The organism is Paenarthrobacter sp. NPDC089322, assembly GCF_040684895.1.
Classification (GTDB): domain Bacteria; phylum Actinomycetota; class Actinomycetes; order Actinomycetales; family Micrococcaceae; genus Arthrobacter.
The window spans coordinates 90,988-111,451 of record NZ_JBFBGW010000010.1; the positions used below are offsets into that span (position 1 = coordinate 90,988).

The 20,464-nt window shown below is 63.2% G+C and carries 19 protein-coding genes and 1 tRNA gene; 6 read left to right on the top strand and 14 right to left on the bottom strand.

The window, feature by feature from the left end:
• Positions 1 to 13 precede the first annotated feature (13 nt).
• On the bottom strand, positions 14 to 796 hold the full coding sequence (locus AB0N65_RS12145) for a lysophospholipid acyltransferase family protein (RefSeq protein ID WP_364161495.1): 783 nt from the start codon (positions 794 to 796) through the stop codon (positions 14 to 16).
• Positions 797 to 902: 106 nt separating this feature from the next.
• On the opposite strand from AB0N65_RS12145, the gene AB0N65_RS12150 reads away from it, so the two are divergent.
• Genes AB0N65_RS12150 through AB0N65_RS12160 form a run of 3 tightly spaced genes read left to right on the top strand, consistent with a single transcriptional unit; the run spans position 903 to position 3,023 of the window.
• Entirely contained in the window at positions 903 to 1,694 is a 792-nt protein-coding gene (locus AB0N65_RS12150; RefSeq protein WP_364161497.1) for an alpha/beta fold hydrolase, read from the top strand.
• On the top strand, positions 1,691 to 2,494 hold the full coding sequence (locus tag AB0N65_RS12155; protein ID WP_364161499.1) for an alpha/beta fold hydrolase: 804 nt from the start codon (positions 1,691 to 1,693) through the stop codon (positions 2,492 to 2,494). The genes AB0N65_RS12150 and AB0N65_RS12155 overlap by 4 nt, the downstream gene beginning before the upstream one ends.
• Entirely contained in the window at positions 2,481 to 3,023 is a 543-nt protein-coding gene (locus AB0N65_RS12160; protein WP_364161501.1) for a hypothetical protein, read from the top strand. Before AB0N65_RS12155 ends, AB0N65_RS12160 begins: the two co-directional genes overlap by 14 nt.
• A gap of 51 nt (positions 3,024 to 3,074) precedes the next feature.
• Here the strand turns inward: AB0N65_RS12160 and AB0N65_RS12165 are convergent, their stop codons facing one another.
• On the bottom strand, positions 3,075 to 4,133 hold the full coding sequence (locus AB0N65_RS12165; RefSeq protein ID WP_364161503.1) for an ROK family protein: 1,059 nt from the start codon (positions 4,131 to 4,133) through the stop codon (positions 3,075 to 3,077).
• Positions 4,134 to 4,320: 187 nt separating this feature from the next.
• Between AB0N65_RS12165 and AB0N65_RS12170 the strand changes: the two genes are divergently transcribed.
• Positions 4,321 to 6,132, top strand: coding sequence for a long-chain fatty acid--CoA ligase (locus AB0N65_RS12170; protein ID WP_364161505.1), 1,812 nt, complete (start codon positions 4,321 to 4,323; stop codon positions 6,130 to 6,132).
• An 86-nt stretch (positions 6,133 to 6,218) separates the two neighbouring features.
• Here AB0N65_RS12170 and AB0N65_RS12175 read toward each other — a convergent pair whose 3' ends face one another.
• The gene (locus tag AB0N65_RS12175) at positions 6,219 to 9,614 is read right to left on the bottom strand and encodes a pyruvate carboxylase (RefSeq protein ID WP_364161507.1); all 3,396 of its coding nucleotides are present in this window, start codon (positions 9,612 to 9,614) and stop codon (positions 6,219 to 6,221) included.
• 305 nt (positions 9,615 to 9,919) lie between these two features.
• On the opposite strand from AB0N65_RS12175, the gene AB0N65_RS12180 reads away from it, so the two are divergent.
• The gene (locus AB0N65_RS12180) at positions 9,920 to 10,729 is read left to right on the top strand and encodes a ParA family protein (RefSeq protein ID WP_364161509.1); all 810 of its coding nucleotides are present in this window, start codon (positions 9,920 to 9,922) and stop codon (positions 10,727 to 10,729) included.
• A 144-nt stretch (positions 10,730 to 10,873) separates the two neighbouring features.
• Here AB0N65_RS12180 and AB0N65_RS12185 read toward each other — a convergent pair whose 3' ends face one another.
• From AB0N65_RS12185 to AB0N65_RS12210, 6 genes are all read right to left on the bottom strand, one after another.
• Entirely contained in the window at positions 10,874 to 11,467 is a 594-nt protein-coding gene (locus AB0N65_RS12185) for a MerR family transcriptional regulator (RefSeq protein ID WP_364161511.1), read from the bottom strand.
• A 235-nt stretch (positions 11,468 to 11,702) separates the two neighbouring features.
• Positions 11,703 to 12,206, bottom strand: a complete 504-nt coding sequence (locus tag AB0N65_RS12190) for a bifunctional nuclease family protein (protein ID WP_364161513.1) — start codon at positions 12,204 to 12,206, stop codon at positions 11,703 to 11,705.
• Positions 12,206 to 12,922, bottom strand: coding sequence for a MerR family transcriptional regulator (locus AB0N65_RS12195; protein ID WP_364161514.1), 717 nt, complete (start codon positions 12,920 to 12,922; stop codon positions 12,206 to 12,208). The genes AB0N65_RS12190 and AB0N65_RS12195 overlap by 1 nt, the downstream gene beginning before the upstream one ends.
• A gap of 22 nt (positions 12,923 to 12,944) precedes the next feature.
• Positions 12,945 to 13,421, bottom strand: coding sequence for an FHA domain-containing protein (locus AB0N65_RS12200; RefSeq protein WP_364161515.1), 477 nt, complete (start codon positions 13,419 to 13,421; stop codon positions 12,945 to 12,947).
• A gap of 138 nt (positions 13,422 to 13,559) precedes the next feature.
• A complete protein-coding gene (gcvH, locus tag AB0N65_RS12205; RefSeq protein ID WP_364161517.1) occupies positions 13,560 to 13,946 on the bottom strand; it encodes a glycine cleavage system protein GcvH in 387 nt (128 codons plus the stop codon).
• Positions 13,947 to 14,195: 249 nt separating this feature from the next.
• Positions 14,196 to 15,395: an MFS transporter gene (locus AB0N65_RS12210; RefSeq protein WP_364161519.1), complete on the bottom strand. Its 1,200-nt coding sequence runs from the start codon at positions 15,393 to 15,395 to the stop codon at positions 14,196 to 14,198.
• A 173-nt stretch (positions 15,396 to 15,568) separates the two neighbouring features.
• Between AB0N65_RS12210 and AB0N65_RS12215 the strand changes: the two genes are divergently transcribed.
• A complete protein-coding gene (locus AB0N65_RS12215; RefSeq protein ID WP_364161521.1) occupies positions 15,569 to 16,015 on the top strand; it encodes a MarR family transcriptional regulator in 447 nt (148 codons plus the stop codon).
• A gap of 112 nt (positions 16,016 to 16,127) precedes the next feature.
• Here the strand turns inward: AB0N65_RS12215 and AB0N65_RS12220 are convergent.
• From AB0N65_RS12220 to AB0N65_RS12240, 5 genes are all read right to left on the bottom strand, one after another.
• Positions 16,128 to 16,204 (bottom strand) — tRNA-Pro (locus AB0N65_RS12220).
• 140 nt (positions 16,205 to 16,344) lie between these two features.
• Positions 16,345 to 17,895 (bottom strand): ribosome biogenesis GTPase Der, encoded by a 1,551-nt coding sequence (der, locus tag AB0N65_RS12225; protein ID WP_364161522.1) that lies wholly within the window; start codon positions 17,893 to 17,895, stop codon positions 16,345 to 16,347.
• Positions 17,896 to 17,905: 10 nt separating this feature from the next.
• Entirely contained in the window at positions 17,906 to 18,655 is a 750-nt protein-coding gene (locus tag AB0N65_RS12230; protein WP_364161524.1) for a lysophospholipid acyltransferase family protein, read from the bottom strand.
• The gene (gene cmk / locus AB0N65_RS12235; RefSeq protein ID WP_364161526.1) at positions 18,645 to 19,358 is read right to left on the bottom strand and encodes a (d)CMP kinase; all 714 of its coding nucleotides are present in this window, start codon (positions 19,356 to 19,358) and stop codon (positions 18,645 to 18,647) included. The genes AB0N65_RS12230 and cmk overlap by 11 nt, the downstream gene beginning before the upstream one ends.
• Positions 19,358 to 20,464 (bottom strand): prephenate dehydrogenase, encoded by a 1,107-nt coding sequence (locus AB0N65_RS12240; RefSeq protein WP_364161528.1) that lies wholly within the window; start codon positions 20,462 to 20,464, stop codon positions 19,358 to 19,360. The genes cmk and AB0N65_RS12240 overlap by 1 nt, the downstream gene beginning before the upstream one ends.

Here is a 20,464-nt window from a genome sequence, read left to right on the forward strand (position 1 = left end):
CGATGCGTGGCTGTCAGACGGCCTTCGGTTCCTCGCTTCCGGGTTCATCCCGGTCGTCGGCAATGTCCGCTGCCGAGTCTTGGGCCGCTTCGATTTTCTCCACGGGCTCCGGCCCCTTGCCGGCCAACCGGGCCTTGACCACGGCCGCGTACTCGTCCACGTATTCCTGGCCGGACAGGCGCATCAGTTCGTACATGATTTCGTCCGTGACCGCTCGTTGGATCAGCCGGTCCTCTTCCATGCCGTAATAGCGGCTGAAGTCCAGGGGCTGGCCAAAAATGATGCCTATCCTGCGGATGTTCGGGAGCCGCTTGCCAATGGGCTGCACTTTCTCGGTCCCGATCATGGCCACGGGCACCACCGGGACACGGGTTTGGAGTGCGAGCTTGGCCACGCCGACCTTGCCGCGGTAGAGCCTGGCGTCCGGGCTGCGGGTACCCTCCGGATAGATGCCAAGGAGGCCGCCTGAGTTCAGGACGTCCTTTCCGGCTTGCAGTGACAGCTCGGAAGCTGCACCTCCGGAGCGGTCCATGGGCAGTTGGTTGCTGAGCCGGAAGAAGAGCGCCGTCAGCCGTCCCTTGAGGCCCTTGCCCGTAAAGTACTCGGATTTGGCGAGGAAGATCACGGGCCGGTGTACCAGCAAGGGAAGGAAGATCGAGTCCGAGAAGGACAGATGGTTGGATGCCAGGATCGCCGGGCCGGTTTCCGGAACGTTGTCCAGCCCTTTCACCCAAGGCCTGAACAGGAGCTTGAGAACAGGACCGAGAAAGATCCTCTTCATGACCCAATAGAACACGCTTGTCCTCTCACGGCCGGTGGCTGGCGTGCGCCCGGGCTGCCGGGCGGCTCACCAGCAACCCTACTCCAGTGAGAAATGTCCGGAACAGTGACACGATGGAGCCATGACGGAACGCAACGAGGCTGCCCCGCCGCCGCTCGCCTACCACCACCCCGGACACGGAGCCAACGCCTCCACCGGGATCGCCATTTGCCACGGTTTCACCGGCAGTCCGCTGAGCGTGCTGCCTTGGGCGGAGTATTTGGCTGAGCAAGGCTTTGCTGTGTCCGTACCGCTGCTCCCCGGACACGGGACCAGTTGGCATGATCTTGCGACAACCCGCTGGCAGGACTGGTACAGGACGTTCGAGCAGAGCTACCTGGACCTCGCGGGTCGGACAGAAACCTGCTTCGTGGCCGGGCTGTCCATGGGCGGAGCCGTCGCCCTGCGCATTGCGTCGCTGCACGATGTTCCCGGCCTGGTCCTGGTGAATCCGGGGTTGAGCTTTTACGATCGCCGGGTCCGGTATGTGGGTGCGCTTAAGTACGTCATGCGGACCACCACTCCCATAGAGGAAGAAAAGCCTACAGCGGCCCCCACCGAAAACGGGGACTACTCGAAGACGCCGTTGAAGTCGGTCCACGAGCTGAAGAAGCTCTTCCGCCAGGCCAGCCGCGCACTGCCACAGGTCCAAGCGCCTGCACTTGTCTTCAAGTCGGCGGTGGACGGTGTCATCCCACCAAGCTCCCTCGACATGATCACCAAGCACCTGGCCCCGTCCCGGCTTAAGGTGGTCAGCCTTCCGGGCAGCGGGCACGTGGCGACACTTGACGTGGATGCTCCCACGATCTTCGAAGAATCAGCTGCGTTTTTCCGCCAGCATGCCAAGGACAGAGTAGCCTCGGAGTCATCATGAAAATGCTTCCCGATTTCTCGCCCTTCCTGAGCAGCTGGAACGGCACCGGCCCGCGTGTGGGCGTGGTCATGTCCCACGGATTTACGGGAAGCCCCCACAGCGTGCGTCCTTGGGCCGAGCACCTTGCGGCAGCCGGATACGCAGTCCGGCTTCCGCTGCTGCCGGGCCACGGAACCACATGGCAGGACATGGCGACCCGTTCCTGGCGGGAGTGGCACGGCGCCGTGGACCTGGCTTACAGGGAACTGGCTTCAGAGTGCGATTACGTCTTCGCTGCCGGACTCTCCATGGGCGGAACGCTGGCATTGCGCATCGCGGCGACGCGGCCGGTGGCAGGAACCATCGTGGTCAATCCGGGGCTTGTCCTCGATGATCCCCGTGCGGCCATTGTTGCTGCCCTCAAGTACGTGGTGAAGAGTACGCCGGCCATCGCCAACGACATCCTGAAGCCGGACCAGGACGAAGGGGCGTACGCACGGACCCCCGTTGCGGCGGCCCATGAACTGAAAAAGATGTACAGGGATACTGCGGCCATCCTTCCGCGGATCAGTACTCCCGTGCGGGTCTTCCGCTCCACGGTGGATAACGTGGTGTCCAACGCGAGCCTGGAATTCCTGCGATCCCGGGTGCAGGCCCCCGTGGATGTCAGCTACCTGGGCAACAGCCGCCACGTGGCGACGCTCGACAACGATGCCCCGGAGATTTTCGCAGGCACGGTGGAATTCATCCAGAAGACCATGGCCGCCCTGACCGGCAGCGGACCCTCCCCTGAAAAGGAAAAAGCCGATGAACAGGCCTGATCCCAACTCCGCCGACCAAAGCGCCAACAATGAGGACGACGCCATCTGGATGGATCTCGTGGCCCGGCTGGAAGCCACCGAGTCCTCGCCGTTGCATGATGCTGATGAAACTGCCGGCCTGCAGGGGGAAACAGCTCCTCAAGGAGTAGCCCGGGATGAAAGCCCCAAAGGATTCCGGGACTTCGATCCCCTGGGGCTTGCCACTCCTGCTCCGGCGCCGTCAACGGACCCCGACGCCGCGAAGGCGGGGCGGTCCTCGGGCCCGCGGGACTACGACGTCGATGATGACGGAGACGCCTTCGTCCCCGAAGAACCACCCAGCCTGGCTGGCACCGAACCGCTGACCATGCTGGCTTGGCTCGGCGCGGTGGGCGGTCCCGTCGCCCTGCTGTTCACTGCAATGTTCTGGCGGTCGGCACCGTTGTTGGCCATCCTGGGCATTGTGGGAGCGTTTGTTGCCTCCGTTGTCTACCTCATCATGCGGCTTCCGCACGAAAAGAACGAGGACGACGACGGCGCACGCATCTAGGCGTCAATGGCACCTCGCGCAGTCACCCCGGTGAGCGGCAGTTGCCGGGTTCTAGCTGTGGGCACGGCCACTGACCCTCGATAGGTCAGCAGCTCCAATCATGCCGGCACGCGGACCGAGGGCGGCGAGCTCGATCCTGGCCATTGGCCGGAACCCACGACCCGTCAGGTTTTTCGCAAACGCTTCCCTCGCCGGTCCTGCCAGCAGTTCCCCCGCGTCGCACAATCCCCCGCCGATAACAAACATGCCGGGGTCCAGCGCGGCGGCAAGGTTGGCCAGCCCCAAGCCCAGCCACTCGCCTTGGTCGGCAAGCAGCTCGCGGGACGTCGCGTCGCCGGCAAGGGCCAACGCAGTCACCGCAGCCCCCGTAATGCTGTCCGCGACGCCGCCCGCCCTTTCCAGGAGCGCGCGGCCTTCCGGGGAGTTGGTGCGGACCAGTTGTCGCGCTTCACGGCCGAGGGCGTTGCCTGAGGCGTATTGCTCCCAACACCCCCGGTTGCCGCATTCGCAGCGGTGCCCGCCCGGGAAGATGATCTGGTGGCCGAATTCGCCGGCAACACCATAGCGGCCGCGTTCCACCCGCCCGTCCAGCACCATTGCACCGCCGATGCCGGTGCCCAGGGTGATGCACACGAGGCGGCTTTCGCCCTGCCCCGCGCCGAAGCGCCATTCCGCCCAAGCCGCCGCATCGGCGTCGTTGGTCAACAGCACCGGGCGCCGCAACAGATTCTGGAGGCTCTCACGCAGGGGTTCATTACGCCAGGCGAGATGCGGGCTGAACAGCACCGTGCCGCCGTCGAGGTCCATCCACCCCGCCGCGCCGATCCCGACTGAGGCTATCCGGTGTTCGGCACTGAGCTCGTTGACGAGCTCCGCGATGGTGTGCTCGACGGCACGGGGGTCCGAACCGGGAGTGGACCGCCGCGCCTCGGCCAAGACCCGGCCCTCCGCATCAACAACCCCGGCAGCTACTTTGGTGCCGCCGATATCGATCCCGATGGCCAGCCCCCTCCTGCCCAGGTGGCTCCGGCGGGCTGCCCATGGAACATCCTTCCGGGCTGCGACGGGAGGCTTGGGCCGGGCGCGGAAACTGGACCGAAGAGAGGGCATCCCATCATCCTATTCGGAGCATTCACCCCGGGCTTCATCCGCTGACCAACATGGCCCCAAGTTGCCCGAATCACCACCAGATCCGTAAAGTTACCCGCCAGTAGGTGAAATAGGACACACCTCCATGAGTGGGCATACTAGAGTGGAAGCAGCCCCCTCGTGGCCCGTGGATATCAAAGGAGCTACCGTGCGTGAAATCAGTGTTCCTCCCCTCGTCAATGTCGCCCCGGAAACCAACATCACGGACCTTCTGGTCCGGGAGGCTGCCAAGCCTTCCAACCCGGCACTGTTCGCCAAGCTGGATGCCAACGGCCAGTGGCAGGACATCCGTGCCACCGACTTCCTTGCCGACGTCAAAGCCCTCGCCAAGGGCCTCATCGCCAGCGGAGTAGGTGCCGGCGATCGCGTCGGAATCATGTCCAGGACCCGGTATGAATGGTCGCTTGTTGACTTCGCGATCTGGCATGCAGGAGCGGTCTCCGTTCCGATCTATGAGACCTCCTCACCGTCGCAGGTCGCCTGGAACCTGGGCGACTCGGGCGCCGTGGCCGCTTTCGGCGAAGCGGCCCATCATGAGGACGTGATCCGGCAGGCCGTGGCCGCCGAGGACATCTCTTCCGTGACCAACGTGTGGCAACTGGAGGGAGCCGGCCTGGACGCCCTGCGTGCCGCCGGAGCCGGCGTCTCCGACGAAGAACTTGAAGCGCGCAGGTCCGCCGCAGGCCTCGCCGATCTGGCCACCATCATCTACACCTCCGGGACAACCGGCCGCCCCAAGGGCTGCGAACTGACGCACGGCAACTTTGTGGAACTGTCCGAGAACGCCAGGGCTGCCTTGGGCGAAATCATCAACGAGTCCGCAAAGACCATCATGTTCCTCCCGCTGGCCCACGTGTTTGCGCGCTTCATCTCGGTGCTGGCTGTGGCCGGTGGAGTCAAGGTGGCCCATACGCCCGACATCAAGAACCTGCTGGCGGACCTCCAGAGTTTCCAGCCTACGTTCATCCTCGCCGTCCCGCGCGTCTTCGAGAAGGTCTACAACTCGGCACTGACCAAGGCCGAAGACGGCGGCAAGGGCGCCATCTTCCACCGGGCCGTGGACACTGCCATCGCATTCTCCAAGGCCCGCCAGTCCGGCTCCGTGGGGTTGGGCCTCAAACTCAAGCACGCCCTGTTCGACAAATTGGTCTATAGCAAGCTGCGGGCAGCCATGGGCGGCCATGTGGCCCACGCTGTTTCCGGCGGTGGCCCCTTGGGCGAACGCCTGGGCCACTTCTTCCAAGGCATCGGCCTCCAGATCCTGGAAGGTTACGGCCTGACCGAAACCACGGCACCGGTCTCCGTAAACACGCCATCGATGATCCGGATCGGCACTGTCGGGGCTCCCCTGCCGGGCAACGCCGTCAAGATCGCCGATGACGGCGAGATACTCGCCAAGGGCGTCTGCGTCATGCGCGGCTACTACAAACGCGAAGACCTCACGGACGAGACCTTCGCGGACGGCTGGTTCCGGACCGGCGACATTGGAGAGCTCGACAACAACGGCTTCCTCAAGATCACGGGCCGCAAGAAGGAAATCATCGTCACGGCCGGTGGAAAGAACGTGGTTCCCGCCCAACTGGAGGACCAGATCCGGGCGGACGCCTTGGTTTCCCAGGTTCTTGTGGTGGGCGACAACCGCCCGTTCATCGGCGCCCTGGTGACCTTGGACGAGGAAGCCCTGCCGGGCTGGCTGGAACGCCACGGCCTCCCTGCCGGCACAACCCTCGCCGAAGCTGCCGAGCATGCCGTGGTCAAGGCGGCCGTCCAGGAGCTCATCAGCAAGGCAAACCAGTCGGTGTCCCAAGCGGAGGCCATTAAGTCCTTTAGGATTGTTCCTTCAGATTTCACGGAAGCTTCCGGCCACCTTACGCCTTCCCTCAAGGTCAAGCGCGCACAGGTCATGAAGGATTTCGACGCCGTGATCGAGGAGATGTACTCCGCTCCACGCGCTCACTGAGCGACCAAATACAGAAGAACCCCGTCCGGAACATGTGATTCCGGACGGGGTTCTTCTTCGTATGGCGCAGGCGCCGCAGGGCTACCCTAGCCGATCACCAGCAGCAAATCGCCACCTTGGACCTGCTCGACCGACGAGATGGCAAGGCGCGAGACCGTGCCGGCTACCGGCGTCGTGATGGATGCTTCCATCTTCATCGCTTCAATCGTGGCAACCGTGTCCCCTGCCTTGACCTCATCGCCCACCTTGACGGTCACGGTAACTGCCCCGGCGAAGGGAGCGGCAACCTGGCCCGGCTGGGCGGGGTCGGCCTTCTCGGCAGCCTTGACGTTGCTCACGACGGAACGGTCACGGACAACCACAGGGCGGGACTGGCCGTTTAGGGTGCACATGACGGTGCGCATGCCCTTTTCGTCAGCCTCGGAGACGGCCTCAAGCTGGGCGATCAGGCGGACACCCTTCTCAAGCTCGATCACGTGCTCCGCACCGCGCTGCAGTCCGTACAGGTAATCGCGGGTGTCCAGCACCGAGATGTTGCCGTAGGTCTCCACGCTCTTCTGGTAGTCCTTGGTGGGACCGGCGAAGAGCAGGCGGTTAAGCGTCTGCTGCCGGGTCCGGGAATCGGACTTGAGAGCTGCGCTGTCCTCGGCGCTGATTTCAACGTCGCGCACCTTGATGCTGCGGCCTTGCAGGGCCTTGGTGCGGAACGGCTCCGGCCAGCCTCCGGGAGGGTCACCGAGCTCGCCGGACAAGAAGCCAATGACGGAGTCCGGAATGTCGTAGTTCTGCGGGTTCTCGTTGAAGTCGGCAGGGTCGGCGTTCAGGCCCACCAGGTGAAGGGCGAGATCGCCAACCACCTTGGAGGACGGGGTTACCTTGACCAACCGGCCGAGGATCCGGTCAGCAGCCGTGTACATGTCCTCGATGGCTTCGAACTGCTCGCCCAGCCCCAAGGCAATGGCCTGCTGGCGAAGGTTGGACAGCTGTCCGCCCGGGATTTCGTGCTGGTAGACACGACCTGTTGGGCCCGGCAGTCCGGACTCGAAGGGTGCGTAGACACGGCGAACGGCTTCCCAGTACGGTTCAAGGGCGCCGACATTCTCCAGGCTGAGCCCGGTATCGCGCGGCGTATTTGCGAGGGCTGCAACAAGTGCGGAAGCCGCGGGCTGGCTCGTGGTTCCGGCCAAGGACGCTGCCGCAACGTCAACGGCGTCGACACCTGCGTCAACAGCAGCGAGCAACGTGGCGAGCTGGCCGCCGGCGGTGTCGTGCGTGTGCAGGTGCACCGGCAAGTCGAAGCGCTCACGCAGTGCCGTGACCAGCTTGGCAGCAGCGGCCGGACGCAGGAGCCCGGCCATGTCCTTGATGGCGAGGATATGGGCACCGGCATCGACAATCTTCTGGGCAAGGTCCAGGTAGTAGTCGAGGGTGTAGAGGTCCTCGTTGGGGTCCAGGAGGTTGCCTGTGTAGCAAAGTGCCACTTCAGCTATGGCAGTTCCTGTTGCCCGCACCGCCCGGATGGCAGGAGCCATCTGGTTGACGTCGTTCAGGGCATCGAAGATACGGAAGATATCGATGCCGGTAGCCGCGGCCTCGTTGACGAACGCCTCGGTGACCTCTTCCGGGTACGGCGTGTAGCCAACCGTGTTGCGTCCGCGGAGCAGCATCTGGATACACGTGTTCGGGAGGGCCTGACGCAAAGCAGCCAAGCGGTCCCAAGGGTCCTCGCCCAGGAAGCGGAGCGCGACGTCGTACGTTGCACCTCCCCAGGCTTCAACGGAAAGCAGTTCCGGCAGCAACGCGGTGACGGCCGGGCCGGCCGCGACGAGGTCGCGGGTGCGTACGCGCGTAGCCAGCAAGGACTGGTGTGCGTCGCGGAACGTGGTGTCGGTGACGGCGAGGGCCTGCTGCTCACGCAGTGCCTTTGCGAAGCCGTCCGGACCCAACTCCAGCAACTTCTGGCGCGATCCGGAGGTCGGAACCGGACCGTCGACGACAGGCAGCTTGCTTGCGGGGTCGGAGTGGACGGTGAGCTCACCGTTCGGCTTGTTGACCGTGACGTCGGCCAGCCACGTCAGCAGCTTGGTTCCACGGTCGGCGGAGATGTGCGACTTGAGGAGCTCGGGCCGCTTGTCGATGAAGTCGGTGGCCACATTGCCGGCATTGAAGTCAGGGTCGGCCAGGACTGCCTGCAGGAACGGGATGTTCGTGGAAACGCCACGAATACGGAATTCAGCGAGGCCACGGCGCGCGCGGGCCACGGCAGCCGGGTAGTCACGGCCACGGCAGGTCAGCTTAACCAGCATGGAGTCGAAGTGCGGGCTGATCTCGGCACCCGAGTAAACCGTACCGCCGTCGAGACGGACACCGGCACCACCTGCCGAACGGTAACCGGTGATCTTTCCAACGTCCGGGCGGAAGCCGTTCGCGGGATCTTCCGTGGTGATGCGGCACTGGAGAGCGGCGCCCTTGATGGAGACGGTTTCCTGGCTCAGGCCAAGGTCTGCAAGGGTCTCGCCCGACGCGATGCGCATCTGCGCCTGCACGAGGTCCACGTCCGTGATCTCTTCGGTCACGGTGTGCTCAACCTGGATGCGGGGGTTCATCTCGATGAAGACGTGCTGTCCGGCACGGGCGCCTTCGGTGTCCACGAGGAACTCGACGGTTCCGGCGTTGACGTAGTTCAGTGCCTTCGCGAAAGCGACGGCGTCCCGGTAGAGGGCCTGGCGGATGTTGTCGTCCAGATTGGGGGCCGGGGCGATTTCAACGACCTTCTGGTGGCGGCGCTGCAGCGAACAGTCACGCTCAAACAGATGCATGACGTTGCCCTCGGCGTCAGCCAGGATCTGCACCTCGATGTGGCGTGGGCGCAGGACTGCCTGTTCCAGGAACATCGTGGGGTCGCCGAAAGCAGCATCGGCTTCGCGCATTGCGGACTGCAGGGCTTCCGGCAGCGCCTCCCGCGTTTCAACGCGGCGCATGCCACGGCCACCGCCGCCGGCGACGGCCTTGGCGAAAATGGGGAAACCGATCTCATCCGCGGCAGCCAGCAGCTCCTCAAGGTCCTTGGACGGCTTGCTGGACTTCAGTACCGGGACGCCTGCCTTGCGGGCAGCTTCGAGTGCGGCGACTTTGTTGCCGGCAAGTTCAAGGACCTCGGCGGGCGGACCGACGAAAGTGATGCCCTCAGCCTTGGCGGCGCGCGCCAGGTCAGGGTTCTCGGACAGGAAACCATAGCCCGGGTAGATGGCGTCAGCGCCGGCTTCCTTGGCGACGCGGACAACTTCCTCCACGTCCAGGTATGCACGGACGGGGTGACCCACCTCGCCGATCAGGTAAGCTTCGTCGGCCTTCTGCCGATGGATCGAGTTGCGATCCTCGTGCGGAAAGACGGCAACGGTCTTGGCGCCCAGTTCATAACCAGCGCGAAACGCCCTAATCGCGATTTCGCCGCGATTGGCCACCAGAATTTTCGAAAACATACTTCTCCTGCATCATTGCGGGTGGATCGGTCGGTGGTCACAGTGTGTAGTGCCGCCAGCATCAAACACAAATCTTTGTGGCAACCATCACAAAGGGATCGTCATGTGCGTTGTATATGCGTGCGCGCGACGCCCTGCCATGCTATTGGCCGCTCCCCTCGTCCGCACCTTGGGCGCGTAGAAGGCGGGAATCCGCGGTGCTGCCACATATGATGTTGAAGGGGCTTCGGCAAGCCCCGGCTCCGATACTTCCGGAGCTGAACACAGCGCGATACGGCAACCGGCGTTAGGTTTTGGGTTTTCAAGTGCAAGTAGTCAGCATCAGCAGCCTCAAAGGCGGAGTAGGAAAGACGTCCGTGACTACCGGTCTGGCGTCCGCGGCACTCGCAGCAGGAATACCCACTTTGGTGGTGGACCTTGATCCCCACGCCGATGCTACTACCGCACTCGGCGTTCAGCGGGGCGGGCAGCTGGACATCGGCCGAATGCTGAAGAGCCCACGAAAAGCCCGGCTCCCCGAAAACGTTGCCAAGAGCAGCTGGGTCACCAACGGTTCCAGTGCCGGACGACTCGATGTCGCAGTAGGCTCCGCCTTCACCGGGATCTACGACCGCCCGGACCTTGGCCGCCGTGACCTCCGGAGGCTCTCAGCCGTTCTGGCGGGTACCACGAGCTACGAACTTGTCCTGGTGGACTGCCCGCCGTCCCTGAACGGACTGACCCGGATGGCCTGGAACGCGAGCGACCGTGTTGTCCTGGTCGCGGAGCCCGGCCTGTTCTCCGTAGCCGGAACGGAACGCACCATGCGCGCCATCCAGTTGTTCCGCCAAGAATTTGCCCCGAACCTGGCCCCCGCCGGCATCGTCGCCAACCGCGTCCGTACGGGATCAGCCGAGCACACATTCCGCCTGGCCGAAATGGAATCGATGTTTGGCGACCTGCTGTTGACTCCGCACATCCCGGAACAGGCGAACTGGCAGCAGATCCAGGGGGCGGCGCATTCGGTACATCACTGGCCTGGGGACTCGGCCAAGAACTCCGCCAAGCTGTTCGATGAATTGCTCCAGAGCCTCCTCGCCGACAAGCCGGCTGTCCGGGAGCGTCGGCAGCGCTGAAAGGCGTACTGCTCAACCCCCTCCAGCAAAGAAGCCGCCCTCCTGTCCAGGAGGCGGCTTCGTTGTTATTGACTCTGGGTTTGTGTTGTCATGTATGGGGCTGGAGCGCGTCCTGGCCGATGTGACGGAACGTTGGCCGAGGTCCTAGCCGATACGACGCGCGACCCGCCGCTTGCTTAGTTCGTCGTCGGGAAAGGATTGCTCGCCCGCGTGCTCGCTTGGAAGTGCGGCGAGGCTTCCCTCGACTTCCCGCCATACGCGGCCAACGGCAATACCGAAAACGCCCTGTCCGCCCTGCACGAGGTCAATCACCTCATCAGCGGACGTACATTCGTAGACACTGGCACCGTCACTCATGAGGGTTATCTGCGCCAGGTCTTCCACACCACGCTCGCGGAGGTGTTCCACGGCCGTGCGGATTTGCTGGAGTGAGACACCGGTATCGAGCAGACGCTTCACTACCTTGAGGACCAGGATGTCCCGAAATCCGTAGAGTCGCTGCGAACCGGAGCCGGCGGCTCCCCGCACGGCAGGCTCTACCAGGCCCGTGCGCGCCCAGTAGTCCAACTGACGGTACGTGATGCCTGCGGCTTTGCAAGCAGTAGGACCGCGGTAGCCCGCGTCCTCGTCCAGCACAGGCAGGTCCTCCGTGAAGAGCAACCCCTGGGCGCCGGATGCGGGCGCAGCAATGCCGGTCGAGGCCTGCTTCAGCTCGCCTGCTTCGCCTTTCGGACTCACGTGACCTCCTAATTCTCAGTTCCCTTGGGGACGGTGCACATCACTAACACAACGCCGAAATTCAGCGGTGTAATTCCCACAAGTCCGCACCTTCCAGTGTGACTTGCGCGGGCAGTGTATGCAACGGGAACTTGATACTTCGACGTTAGGCCCGGGAAGGCCCAAGGTCAAAGACCCGGGCCCTGAACTGCAGGCGTGTCGAAACTTTCACCCTCAACTTTAGGCTTAAGCGATCCTAGCCTTCGAAATCCTCGGGCTCCACGTCATCCAGGAACTCCCGGAACCGACGCATTTCACGCTCTTCATCCACGCTGGGTCCAGGTTCTGAGTCCTCGCCCTCGTCATGCTCGGTGATCCGGACTCCCGCTTCCTCCATCACGGCATCGGCACACCAAATGCGGCACTTCGCCCTGAGCGCGAGCGCCAGGGCATCTGAAGCACGCGAACTTACCACCGTGCCGTCGTCGAACTGCAACTGTCCATAGAAGATGTTGTCCTCGACAGCCACGATGTTGACGCTGATGATCGAATGGCCCAGCGACTCGACGACGTCCACCAGGAGATCGTGCGTCATGGGGCGCGGCGGAACCACTCCCTGCTGGGCCAAGGCGATTGCGCTGGCCTCCGGCGTACCAATCCAGATAGGCACGTGCCGCTCCCCCTTGATCTCGCGGAGGAGAACCAAGGGTTGGTTGGACGGCAGTTCTATCCGCACGCCGACAATTTCGACTTCGATCATCAGGCGTCCATCCGTGAGATGCGATGGTGCACAAGAGCCCTGTGCAAGGTGAGGCAGAGATCGCTGATTTCCCGGGCGGCCTCGGCGGCCCGCGCCTGGGAGGCGGCGTCCTTCCGGGACGTCAGCGGCGCCACAGCCCTTTCAACCAGGCCGAACTCGCGCTCGGCGGCAGCCTGGAAGGGCCGGAGGTGACGCGGTTCCAAGCCGTGTCCTTCCAACTGAACACAAGCCCGGGCAACCTGCAAAGCGTGCTCATCGAACTTCCCGCCCTCATGACTGATGAGGCCAAAACTGAGGAGGGATTCCAGCAGGGGAACGCTGGCACCCGATTCAGCGCGTAGTTGTTCTTCCGTCAAGGCGCGGGCGCGTCCCTGGATTTCTGCAGCCATCTCGGCAGAAACAATCCTGGGCGATACCGTGACGCCGGGAGGCAGGTTCTCAGGCCGCTCGCCACGATCAATGGCGTCCAGGTAATCCTTGATGACTTTGAGCGGCAGGTATTGGTCGCGCTGCAGCGCGAGCACGAACCGGAGGCGCTCAACGTCGCTCTCCACGTACTGCCGATACCCGGCGGGTGTCCGCTTGGGATTGATGAGTCCCTTTTCCTCAAGAAAGCGGATCTTGGACGCGGTCATTCCGGGGAAGTCGTCGCTCAACTGAGCCAGGACTTCCCCGATGTTCAGGACCTGCGGTCCGCGACGTTCCGGCTGGGCCATTGCCACAGGCAGGACCCCGGGTTCAGCCCCGGCCCGCTGCGCGGCCAGAGTTCAGGTAGTACGTCAAACGGAATTTGCCGATCTGGACTTCATTGCCGGTCTTCAGCTGGATCCGGTCTACACGGTCATGGTTAACGTAGGTCCCGTTAAGGCTGCCCATGTCCACGAGCTCGAAACCGTTCGCGTTCCGGTGGAACTCCACGTGCTTACGGGAAACCGTGACGTCGTCCAGGAAGATGTCGGCGTCGGGGTGCCGACCGGCGGTGGTGGTGTCAGAGTCCAGGAGGAACCGCGCACCGGCATTGGGACCGCTGTGGGCGATGAGCAAAGCAGAGTCCGGCGGCAGCGCATCAACGGACGCGCGCTCCTCCGGAGCCAGCCTGGGTGCCAGGACGGGCTCATCCCACGTTGGCGTGATGCTGATCGAGGTAGTTTCCGACGTGGGCTGTTCTTCCTCGCCGTTTCCGACATTGGCTCGGTTCTTGTCGCGGCCAATCATGGAATTTCCTCCTCATCCGCCGGCAGTTCCAGATCCTGCCGGCACTTCCGCCTCCCGGTACCGCCGGGCAAATCGGTTGCTGGCCCGCCTTACCCGCCTCCCTAACCAGGGAATTGCGGCCGGGCGGGCCAGATAACTTTAGCCTACCTGTTGTTCGTACTCCGATGCACTGAGCAGGGAATCCACTGCGTCAGCTTCTGCGAGTTTCACCTCAAAAAGCCAGCCTTCGCCGTACGGGTCCGAGTTGATGAGAGCCGGATCCTGGTCCAATGCGTCATTCCGGTTGATGACTTCACCGGTGACGGGGGCGTAGATATCGCTGACGCTCTTGGTTGATTCAACCTCGCCGACTACTTCATTCCCGGTAATGCTCGTTCCGGGCTCCGGCATCTGCGCGTAGACGACGTCACCCAAGGCATCCTGGGCGAAATCGGTGATGCCAATACGGACTACGCCTTCTGCATCCGGCGCAGAAACCCATTCATGTTCTGCGGTATAGGAAAGATCGGCTGGAATATTGCTCATGGGTCGCCTTTCATCGGGACGTTTTCGAACCTCGACGGCAGCCCGGGCTTCCGGCCACCGCTGAAAGTATAGGCACAATTTCCCTGCGCCTGACGAGGTCCTTGCCATGATTTACCGATGGCCGGAGAAGCGCAAGTACCGGCACGGAATTGCGCAAATTCCAACCGGGAATATCGCCGTGTGACCGAATGAATACGCGAAAGCCCGCCACGGACAAATCCGTGGCGGGCTGCTTTGGGGGCTGCCGCATTAGGCGACGGTCGCCTCGCGCGGTTCGCGTTCGACGTCGGAAGTCGCCTTGCGCTCCGGACGCTTCGCTGCCGCAGCCGCGGCAAGCATGACAAGCAAAGCAACCACAGTAATTCCGGCCCCTGCCCATATGGGCGACGTGTATCCAAGGCCGGCGGTGATGGTGACACCGCCGAGCCACGCACCCAGAGCATTACCGAGGTTGAAGGCCCCGATGTTGGCGCCGGAGGCCAGTGTGGGCGCGGTGGACGCGAAGTGCATCACCCGCATCTGCAAGCCCGGAACGGTAGCGAAACCAAAGCCGCCCATGAGGGCCAGGGAGACCAAAGTCGCGATGCCGCTTGAAGCCGTGAGGGCGAAAAAGACAAGGACCACCACGAGCCCGGAGAGTATGAGGGCCAACGACTTGTCCAAGGCTTGGTCGGCAGCCTTCCCGCCGAGGAAGTTACCGACGAACAAGCCGCCGCCGAACAGCACCAGGAGCCACGGAACAGCAGAGGACTCGAATCCCGAGACCTCAGTAAGCGTGAAGGCAATGTAAGTGAAGGCGCCGAACATCCCCCCGAAGCCGAGGATTGTCACCACGATGGACAGCCACACCTGACCCGAGCGGAAGGCCCCCAGTTCGCTGCGGAGCCCCTGCGCCTTGGCGGCATCGGTCCTGGGAACCATCAGTGCGATGCCGAGGAGCGCGACGACGCCGATGCCGGTGATTGCCCAGAACGTCGAGCGCCAACCGAAGTTCTGGCCCAGCAGCGTTCCAAAGGGAACTCCAAGCACATTGGCGGCAGTCAGGCCTGTGAACATGACGGCGATGGCTCCGGCCTTCTTGTGGGCAGGGACCAGGCTCGCTGCCACCACTGAGCCGATTCCGAAGAAGGCTCCGTGGCACAGGGCTGCTATGACGCGGCCGATCAGCATGGCGCTGTACGAGCCGGAAACTGCGGAAAGGAAGTTGCCCGCTATGAACAGCACCAGCAATCCTATAAGGACAGGCTTGCGGGGCAGCCTGGTCACGGCCGCTGTCACCAGGAGGGCGCCAACCGTGACGCTGAGGGCGTAGCCGGAGATGAACCAGCCGGCCGAAGCTTCACTGACGTGAAAGTCCGCCGCTACCTCGGGCAAGAGGCCCATGATGACGAACTCGGTCAGTCCAATGCCGAATCCGCCGAGGGCAAGGGCAATCAACCCTGCGGGCATGTAGAACTCCTTTAAGTGGACGGCCCCTCGAAAGTGGAAGTGCGTCAAAGGGAACCGTAGAATAATAGTTGCAGACGCCGTATATATAGTTGCACACGCGCTGTATTTGCACAAGCAACTACTTTGCGGTGCCCGCAATCGGACTTTTCACTCAAGGCAGGAGCGCAGCAGGAATGGGCATCAAGGACGACGCCGTTGAAGTACGGGCCCAGGGATGGCGTACCCTCGCCGCCCTGCACGGAAGCATTGAAGCCGAACTGGAGAAAGCGCTCCAGTCCTCCAGTGAGCTGTCCGTTGTGGAATACACGGTTCTTGACGCGCTCAGCCGCCAGGACGGATGGCACATGCGGATGCAGCAACTGGCCCGCGCCACGGCGCTCTCAAGCAGTGCAACCACACGCCTGGTAAACCGGCTGGAGGATCGCGGGCTGCTAACGCGCATCCTTTGCGCGGATGACCGCCGCGGCATTTACACGGAACTGACACTTGCCGGGCAAAAACTTCTTCTCGACGCCAAGCCCGTTCACGACGAGACCCTTGCCTCCGCGCTTGCCGCCGCCGGGCAGGTCCCCGAACTGGAACCCCTTGTCCGCGCGCTCGGAGCATTGCAACGGGCCTAGCGTACGCTGAGGCTCCCACCGCCGTGAGCCTTTCAGCAGCGGGACGGCCCCGCGCCCGGACCTTAACGACCAAAGGCCGGAATCCCGTGTTTCCACGTGATTCCGGCCTTCATGGTCGGGCTGACAGGATTTGAACCTGCGACCCCTTGACCCCCAGTCAAGTGCGCTACCAAGCTGCGCTACAGCCCGCTGGTTCTACCGTTCTCCGCCTAGGATTTCCCCGAAGAGTCCCACCTAAGCAGTCCGGCCGAACCACCTCCAAAAGCTTACACGAAGTTGGAGGGTGCCAACGCCATCAGAGCCAAAGTCGGCTGTGATGCCCGTCTCATTTAGCGCTTCTTGCCCCGCTTCTCACGCACGCGCATGCTGACTTCGATCGGCGTACCTTCGAAGCCGAACGTTTCGCGCAGGCGGCGGGTGATGAAGCGGCGGTATCCGGGATCCAGGAAACCGGTGGTGAAAAGCACGAACTTCGGCGGACGGCTGGAAGCCTGGGTACCAAACAGGATGCGGGGCTGCTTGCCGCCACGGACGGGGTGCGGATGGGCGGCAACAAGCTCACCCAGGAAAGCGTTGAGGCGTCCGGTTGGAATACGCCTGTCCCAGCTTTCCAGCGCGGTGTCCAATGCCGGAACAAGCCTGTCCTTGTGCCAGCCGGTCTTGGCAGAGATGTTGACGCGCGGTGCCCAATCAACGTGGGCCAGGTCCTGCTCGATCTCACGCTCAAGATAGCGGCGGCGTTCGTCATCCAGGAGGTCCCACTTGTTGAAGGCAAGCACCAGGGCACGGCCGGATTCAATCGCCAACTGCAGGATGCGCACATCCTGCTCGCTAAGGACTTCGTCGACGGCAAGAAGGACGACGGCGACCTCCGCCTTTTCGAGCGCGGCTTGCGTGCGCAGGGACGCATAGAAGTCTGCCCCCTGCGCCATATGCTGGCGGCGACGGATACCTGCGGTGTCCACGAAACGCCACGTGCGGCCGCCGAGTTCAATGAACTCATCCACGGGGTCACGCGTGGTGCCGGCGAGGGGATCCACTACTACTCGTTCGGACCCTGCCAGCTTGTTAAGCAAGGAGGACTTACCCACGTTCGGGCGGCCGATCAGGGCAATCCGGCGCGGTCCGCCTGAACGCTCCACGCCCTCCACCTGCGAGAACTCAGGCAGCGTGTCCATGACGTGGTCGAGGAGGTCCGCAACACCGCGGCCATGAAGGGCGGAAACGGGGTACGGCTGGCCGAATCCGAGGCCCCACAGCGCAGCTGAATCGGCCTCCTGCGCAAAGTCGTCCACTTTGTTGGCCACCATGATGACAGGCTTCTTGCTCTTGCGGAGCATCTTCATGACGCCCTCATCAGTGGCAGTGGCGCCAACGGCCGAATCCACAACGAACAGGACAGCGTCAGCCAGTTCCACGGCCATTTCCGCCTGATCGGCCACACGCGCATGGATGCCCTTGGCATCGTGTTCCCATCCGCCCGTGTCAACCAGCGTGAAGTTCCGGCCGTTCCAGCGGGCCGAATACATGACGCGGTCACGGGTCACGCCCGGAGTGTCCTCCACCACGGCCTCACGACGGCCGAGGATACGGTTGACCAAGGTGGACTTGCCCACGTTGGGTCGTCCAATGATGGCCAGGACGGGATCAAGTTTGAGTGGGCCCTCATCGCCTTCGTCGTCGTAGTCACCGCTGAGCAGCGCTGCGTCGTCGTCGTCGAGGTCGTAGTCCTCCAGGCCTGCCCGAAGCGTGGCCGCCCGAAGTTCGGCTTCCTCATCATTCAGGGCCGCAAGGTTTTCAGCCACCTGGTCGGTGCCGGTGGGCGTGTATTCGTCGTCGCCTGCTCCGTGGAAGCCGGACTTTTGAGTCGTATCGCTCATTGCACTTTCCTTAGTGGTGGTCTGCCGGTATTCCGGCTACTGCTGTTTGGCGGTGCTGCGGCGTGGGCTCCGCAGGCAAGGACCCTGCGGGAAGAGCCTGGCCTGTGATGCGGACGGCATCGCGGACGTGCCCTGCCAGTGCGTCGCGGATCTCCGCAGCCGCCCTGTCCATTGAAGCACGCCCGGATTCGCCCTTCCGGCGCTGCACCGTGAGGGGTTCGCCGAAGCTGACATACAGCCTGCGGCGTGGTGTGGGGATATGGTCGCGATGCTCATCGCCGGTGCGCGTTCCGAGGATCGCAACCGGTATGACGGTCGCCCCGGAGTTGACGGCGAGCCAGGCAACGCCATTGCTGATGCTTTCCGCGGACCCGCTCCCCCGCGTTCCTTCCGGCAGGATCCCTACGCACCGCCCCGTATCGAGGAGTTGCTTGCCGACGTGCAACGCTGTCCGATCGCCGGCACGGTCCACCGGGATCTGGCCGGAGCCTTTCAGGACCTTGCCAAGGAACCCCTTGAACATTTCCTTCTTGACCAGAATGTGCATGGGACGCGGCGACGCACCGAACATCACGGGACCGTCCAGGAAACTGATGTGGTTCCCGGCAAAAATCACCGGCCCGGCCGCGGGAATGTTGCTCTTGCCCGAGACGATCGTGCGGTAAACGACGTGGTCGAGGATCCATCCGATGGGCCGGCTCCAGAACCGTGTCCAACCCGCCGGAACGTTGGGGGCACCTGCGTGCTTCTCAGTCGCCATAGATGACCTTGCTGACAATGGCTAGCGCTGTCTCCACGGTTTCCTCGAAGTTCAAGTCCGAGGAGTCAAGTGTCACGACGCCGTCAGCGGCCTGCGTGAAATTAACGACCGTGGAATCCTTCGCGTCGCGCTGGATCACTTGGGCGGCCAGCTGTTCCTTGCTCTGCGTGCCACCCAGCTGGATGCCACGACGCCGGAGCCTGGCTTCTTCACTGGCGGTCAACAGCATGCGGACCTCGGCGCCGGGAACCACGACTGTGGTGATGTCTCGTCCCTCCACCACCATGCGGTGGTGGTGCTGGTCGATGAGTTGTCGCTGGCGGCGAATCAACTCCGTACGGGCACCCAATGTGGTGGCAACGGCGCTCACGGACGAAGAAATCAGTGGATCGCGGATCTCCTCGGTGATATCCGTGCCGTCCACTGCCACGTACTCCGTGGCGGTGCTGGTACTGATCTCCAAAGGCATGATTTTGGAAGCCTGTTCCACAGCGGCGCCGTCGTGGAGGTCCACGCCCGTCTTCAGGCAGTACCACGTAAGGGCACGGTACATCGCGCCGGTATCCAGGTACGCCAGCTTCAAGCGGCGGGCAACTTCCTTGCTCACACTCGATTTACCGGATCCGGAAGGACCGTCGATGGCAATCACGAGGGGCTTGCCGGGACGCGCAACTGTCTCCGGGCCAAAGAATTCACGCGTCATTACTGAAGTACCCGCCATCCACGATCGGTCAAAGCTTCAACAAGGAGGTCATGCTTGCTGGGCAGCACGGAAATCTCCACCATACCCACGTTCTGCCCCGACGAGTGGTCAAGCCTCAGGTCTTCCAGGTTCACGCCTATCTCTCCGATCTCGGTGAGGAGGTGCGCGATCTGGCCGGGTTTGTCATCCACGAGGATGGTGAGCCAGGAGTAAGCCTGCGGAGGCCCACCGTGCTTGCCCGGGATCCTGGCCTGCCCGGCGTTTCCTTCGCTGATGAGCTGGGCGAGATCAAGTCGGGCTCCCGGCGCCAGCGGGGCTTCCAGTGTTCCGATCAAACGGTTCAGGTCCTCGCGGACGCCATGGAGGATGCTAACGACCTTTTCGGCGTTGCCGCCGAGGATTTGTACCCACAACGTAGGATCGCTCGCGGCGATGCGCGTGGTATCCCGAAGGCCGTTGCCCGCCAACGACAAAGCATGCAGCGGTGTGCCCTGCAGGCGGCTGGCCAGCAGGGAGGACATGATCTGCGGCAGGTGCGACACCAAGGCCACGGCTTCATCGTGTTCATCGGCGGTGAACTGTGACACGATCGCTCCGAGGTCCCCGGCAAGCGAACGTGCCGTATGGAGTGCGTCAGCACTGGTCTCCTCCGAAGGGCAAACCACCCAGGGCATGGAGGTAAAAAGCTCTCCCCTGGCAGCGACCGGTCCCGATTTTTCCCTGCCGGCCATGGGATGGCACCCGACGTAGCGGGACAAGTCCACGCCGCGCTCGCGCAACTGGCGCTGAATCCCAGCTTTGACGCTGGCGATATCCACCACAACGGATGAAGGGTAGTCGACCAGGGCCTTCTCCACGACATCGGCCGTGACGTCGGGTGGTGCAGCGACTACGACCAGTTGCGGCTCCTCCTCCAGCTCTGCCAAAGGCCTGCCTGCGCCAATGTCCACCGCCACTGCCTGATTCGTGGGTGACGGATCGAAAAGGAAGACAGGAACCCCGCGTCCGCGCAGGCCGAGGCCAATGCTCGCTCCCAGCAAGCCCGTACCAAGAATCACCACCGGGCCATCAAGATGACCGCGGCCGTGTGTGCGGAATGCCGACAT

Bases quoted from the DNA above. Each gene is read 5' to 3' on its own strand.
- AB0N65_RS12210 (WP_364161519.1), bottom strand. From the start codon at position 15,395: ATGCCCGCAGGGTTGATTGCCCTTGCCCTCGGCGGATTCGGCATTGGA.
- AB0N65_RS12195 (WP_364161514.1), bottom strand. From the start codon at position 12,922: ATGGCCCAGCCGGAACGTCGCGGACCGCAGGTCCTGAACATCGGGGAA.
- AB0N65_RS12165 (WP_364161503.1), bottom strand. From the start codon at position 4,133: ATGCCCTCTCTTCGGTCCAGTTTCCGCGCCCGGCCCAAGCCTCCCGTC.
- AB0N65_RS12230 (WP_364161524.1), bottom strand. From the start codon at position 18,655: ATGGCGACTGAGAAGCACGCAGGTGCCCCCAACGTTCCGGCGGGTTGG.
- AB0N65_RS12215 (WP_364161521.1), top strand. From the start codon at position 15,569: ATGGGCATCAAGGACGACGCCGTTGAAGTACGGGCCCAGGGATGGCGT.
- AB0N65_RS12190 (WP_364161513.1), bottom strand. From the start codon at position 12,206: ATGATCGAAGTCGAAATTGTCGGCGTGCGGATAGAACTGCCGTCCAAC.
- gcvH (WP_364161517.1), bottom strand. From the start codon at position 13,946: ATGAGCAATATTCCAGCCGATCTTTCCTATACCGCAGAACATGAATGG.
- der (WP_364161522.1), bottom strand. From the start codon at position 17,895: ATGAGCGATACGACTCAAAAGTCCGGCTTCCACGGAGCAGGCGACGAC.
- AB0N65_RS12155 (WP_364161499.1), top strand. From the start codon at position 1,691: ATGAAAATGCTTCCCGATTTCTCGCCCTTCCTGAGCAGCTGGAACGGC.
- AB0N65_RS12160 (WP_364161501.1), top strand. From the start codon at position 2,481: ATGAACAGGCCTGATCCCAACTCCGCCGACCAAAGCGCCAACAATGAG.
- AB0N65_RS12200 (WP_364161515.1), bottom strand. From the start codon at position 13,421: ATGATTGGCCGCGACAAGAACCGAGCCAATGTCGGAAACGGCGAGGAA.
- cmk (WP_364161526.1), bottom strand. From the start codon at position 19,358: ATGACGCGTGAATTCTTTGGCCCGGAGACAGTTGCGCGTCCCGGCAAG.
- AB0N65_RS12240 (WP_364161528.1), bottom strand. From the start codon at position 20,464: ATGTCGGCATTCCGCACACACGGCCGCGGTCATCTTGATGGCCCGGTG.
- AB0N65_RS12175 (WP_364161507.1), bottom strand. From the start codon at position 9,614: ATGTTTTCGAAAATTCTGGTGGCCAATCGCGGCGAAATCGCGATTAGG.
- AB0N65_RS12150 (WP_364161497.1), top strand. From the start codon at position 903: ATGACGGAACGCAACGAGGCTGCCCCGCCGCCGCTCGCCTACCACCAC.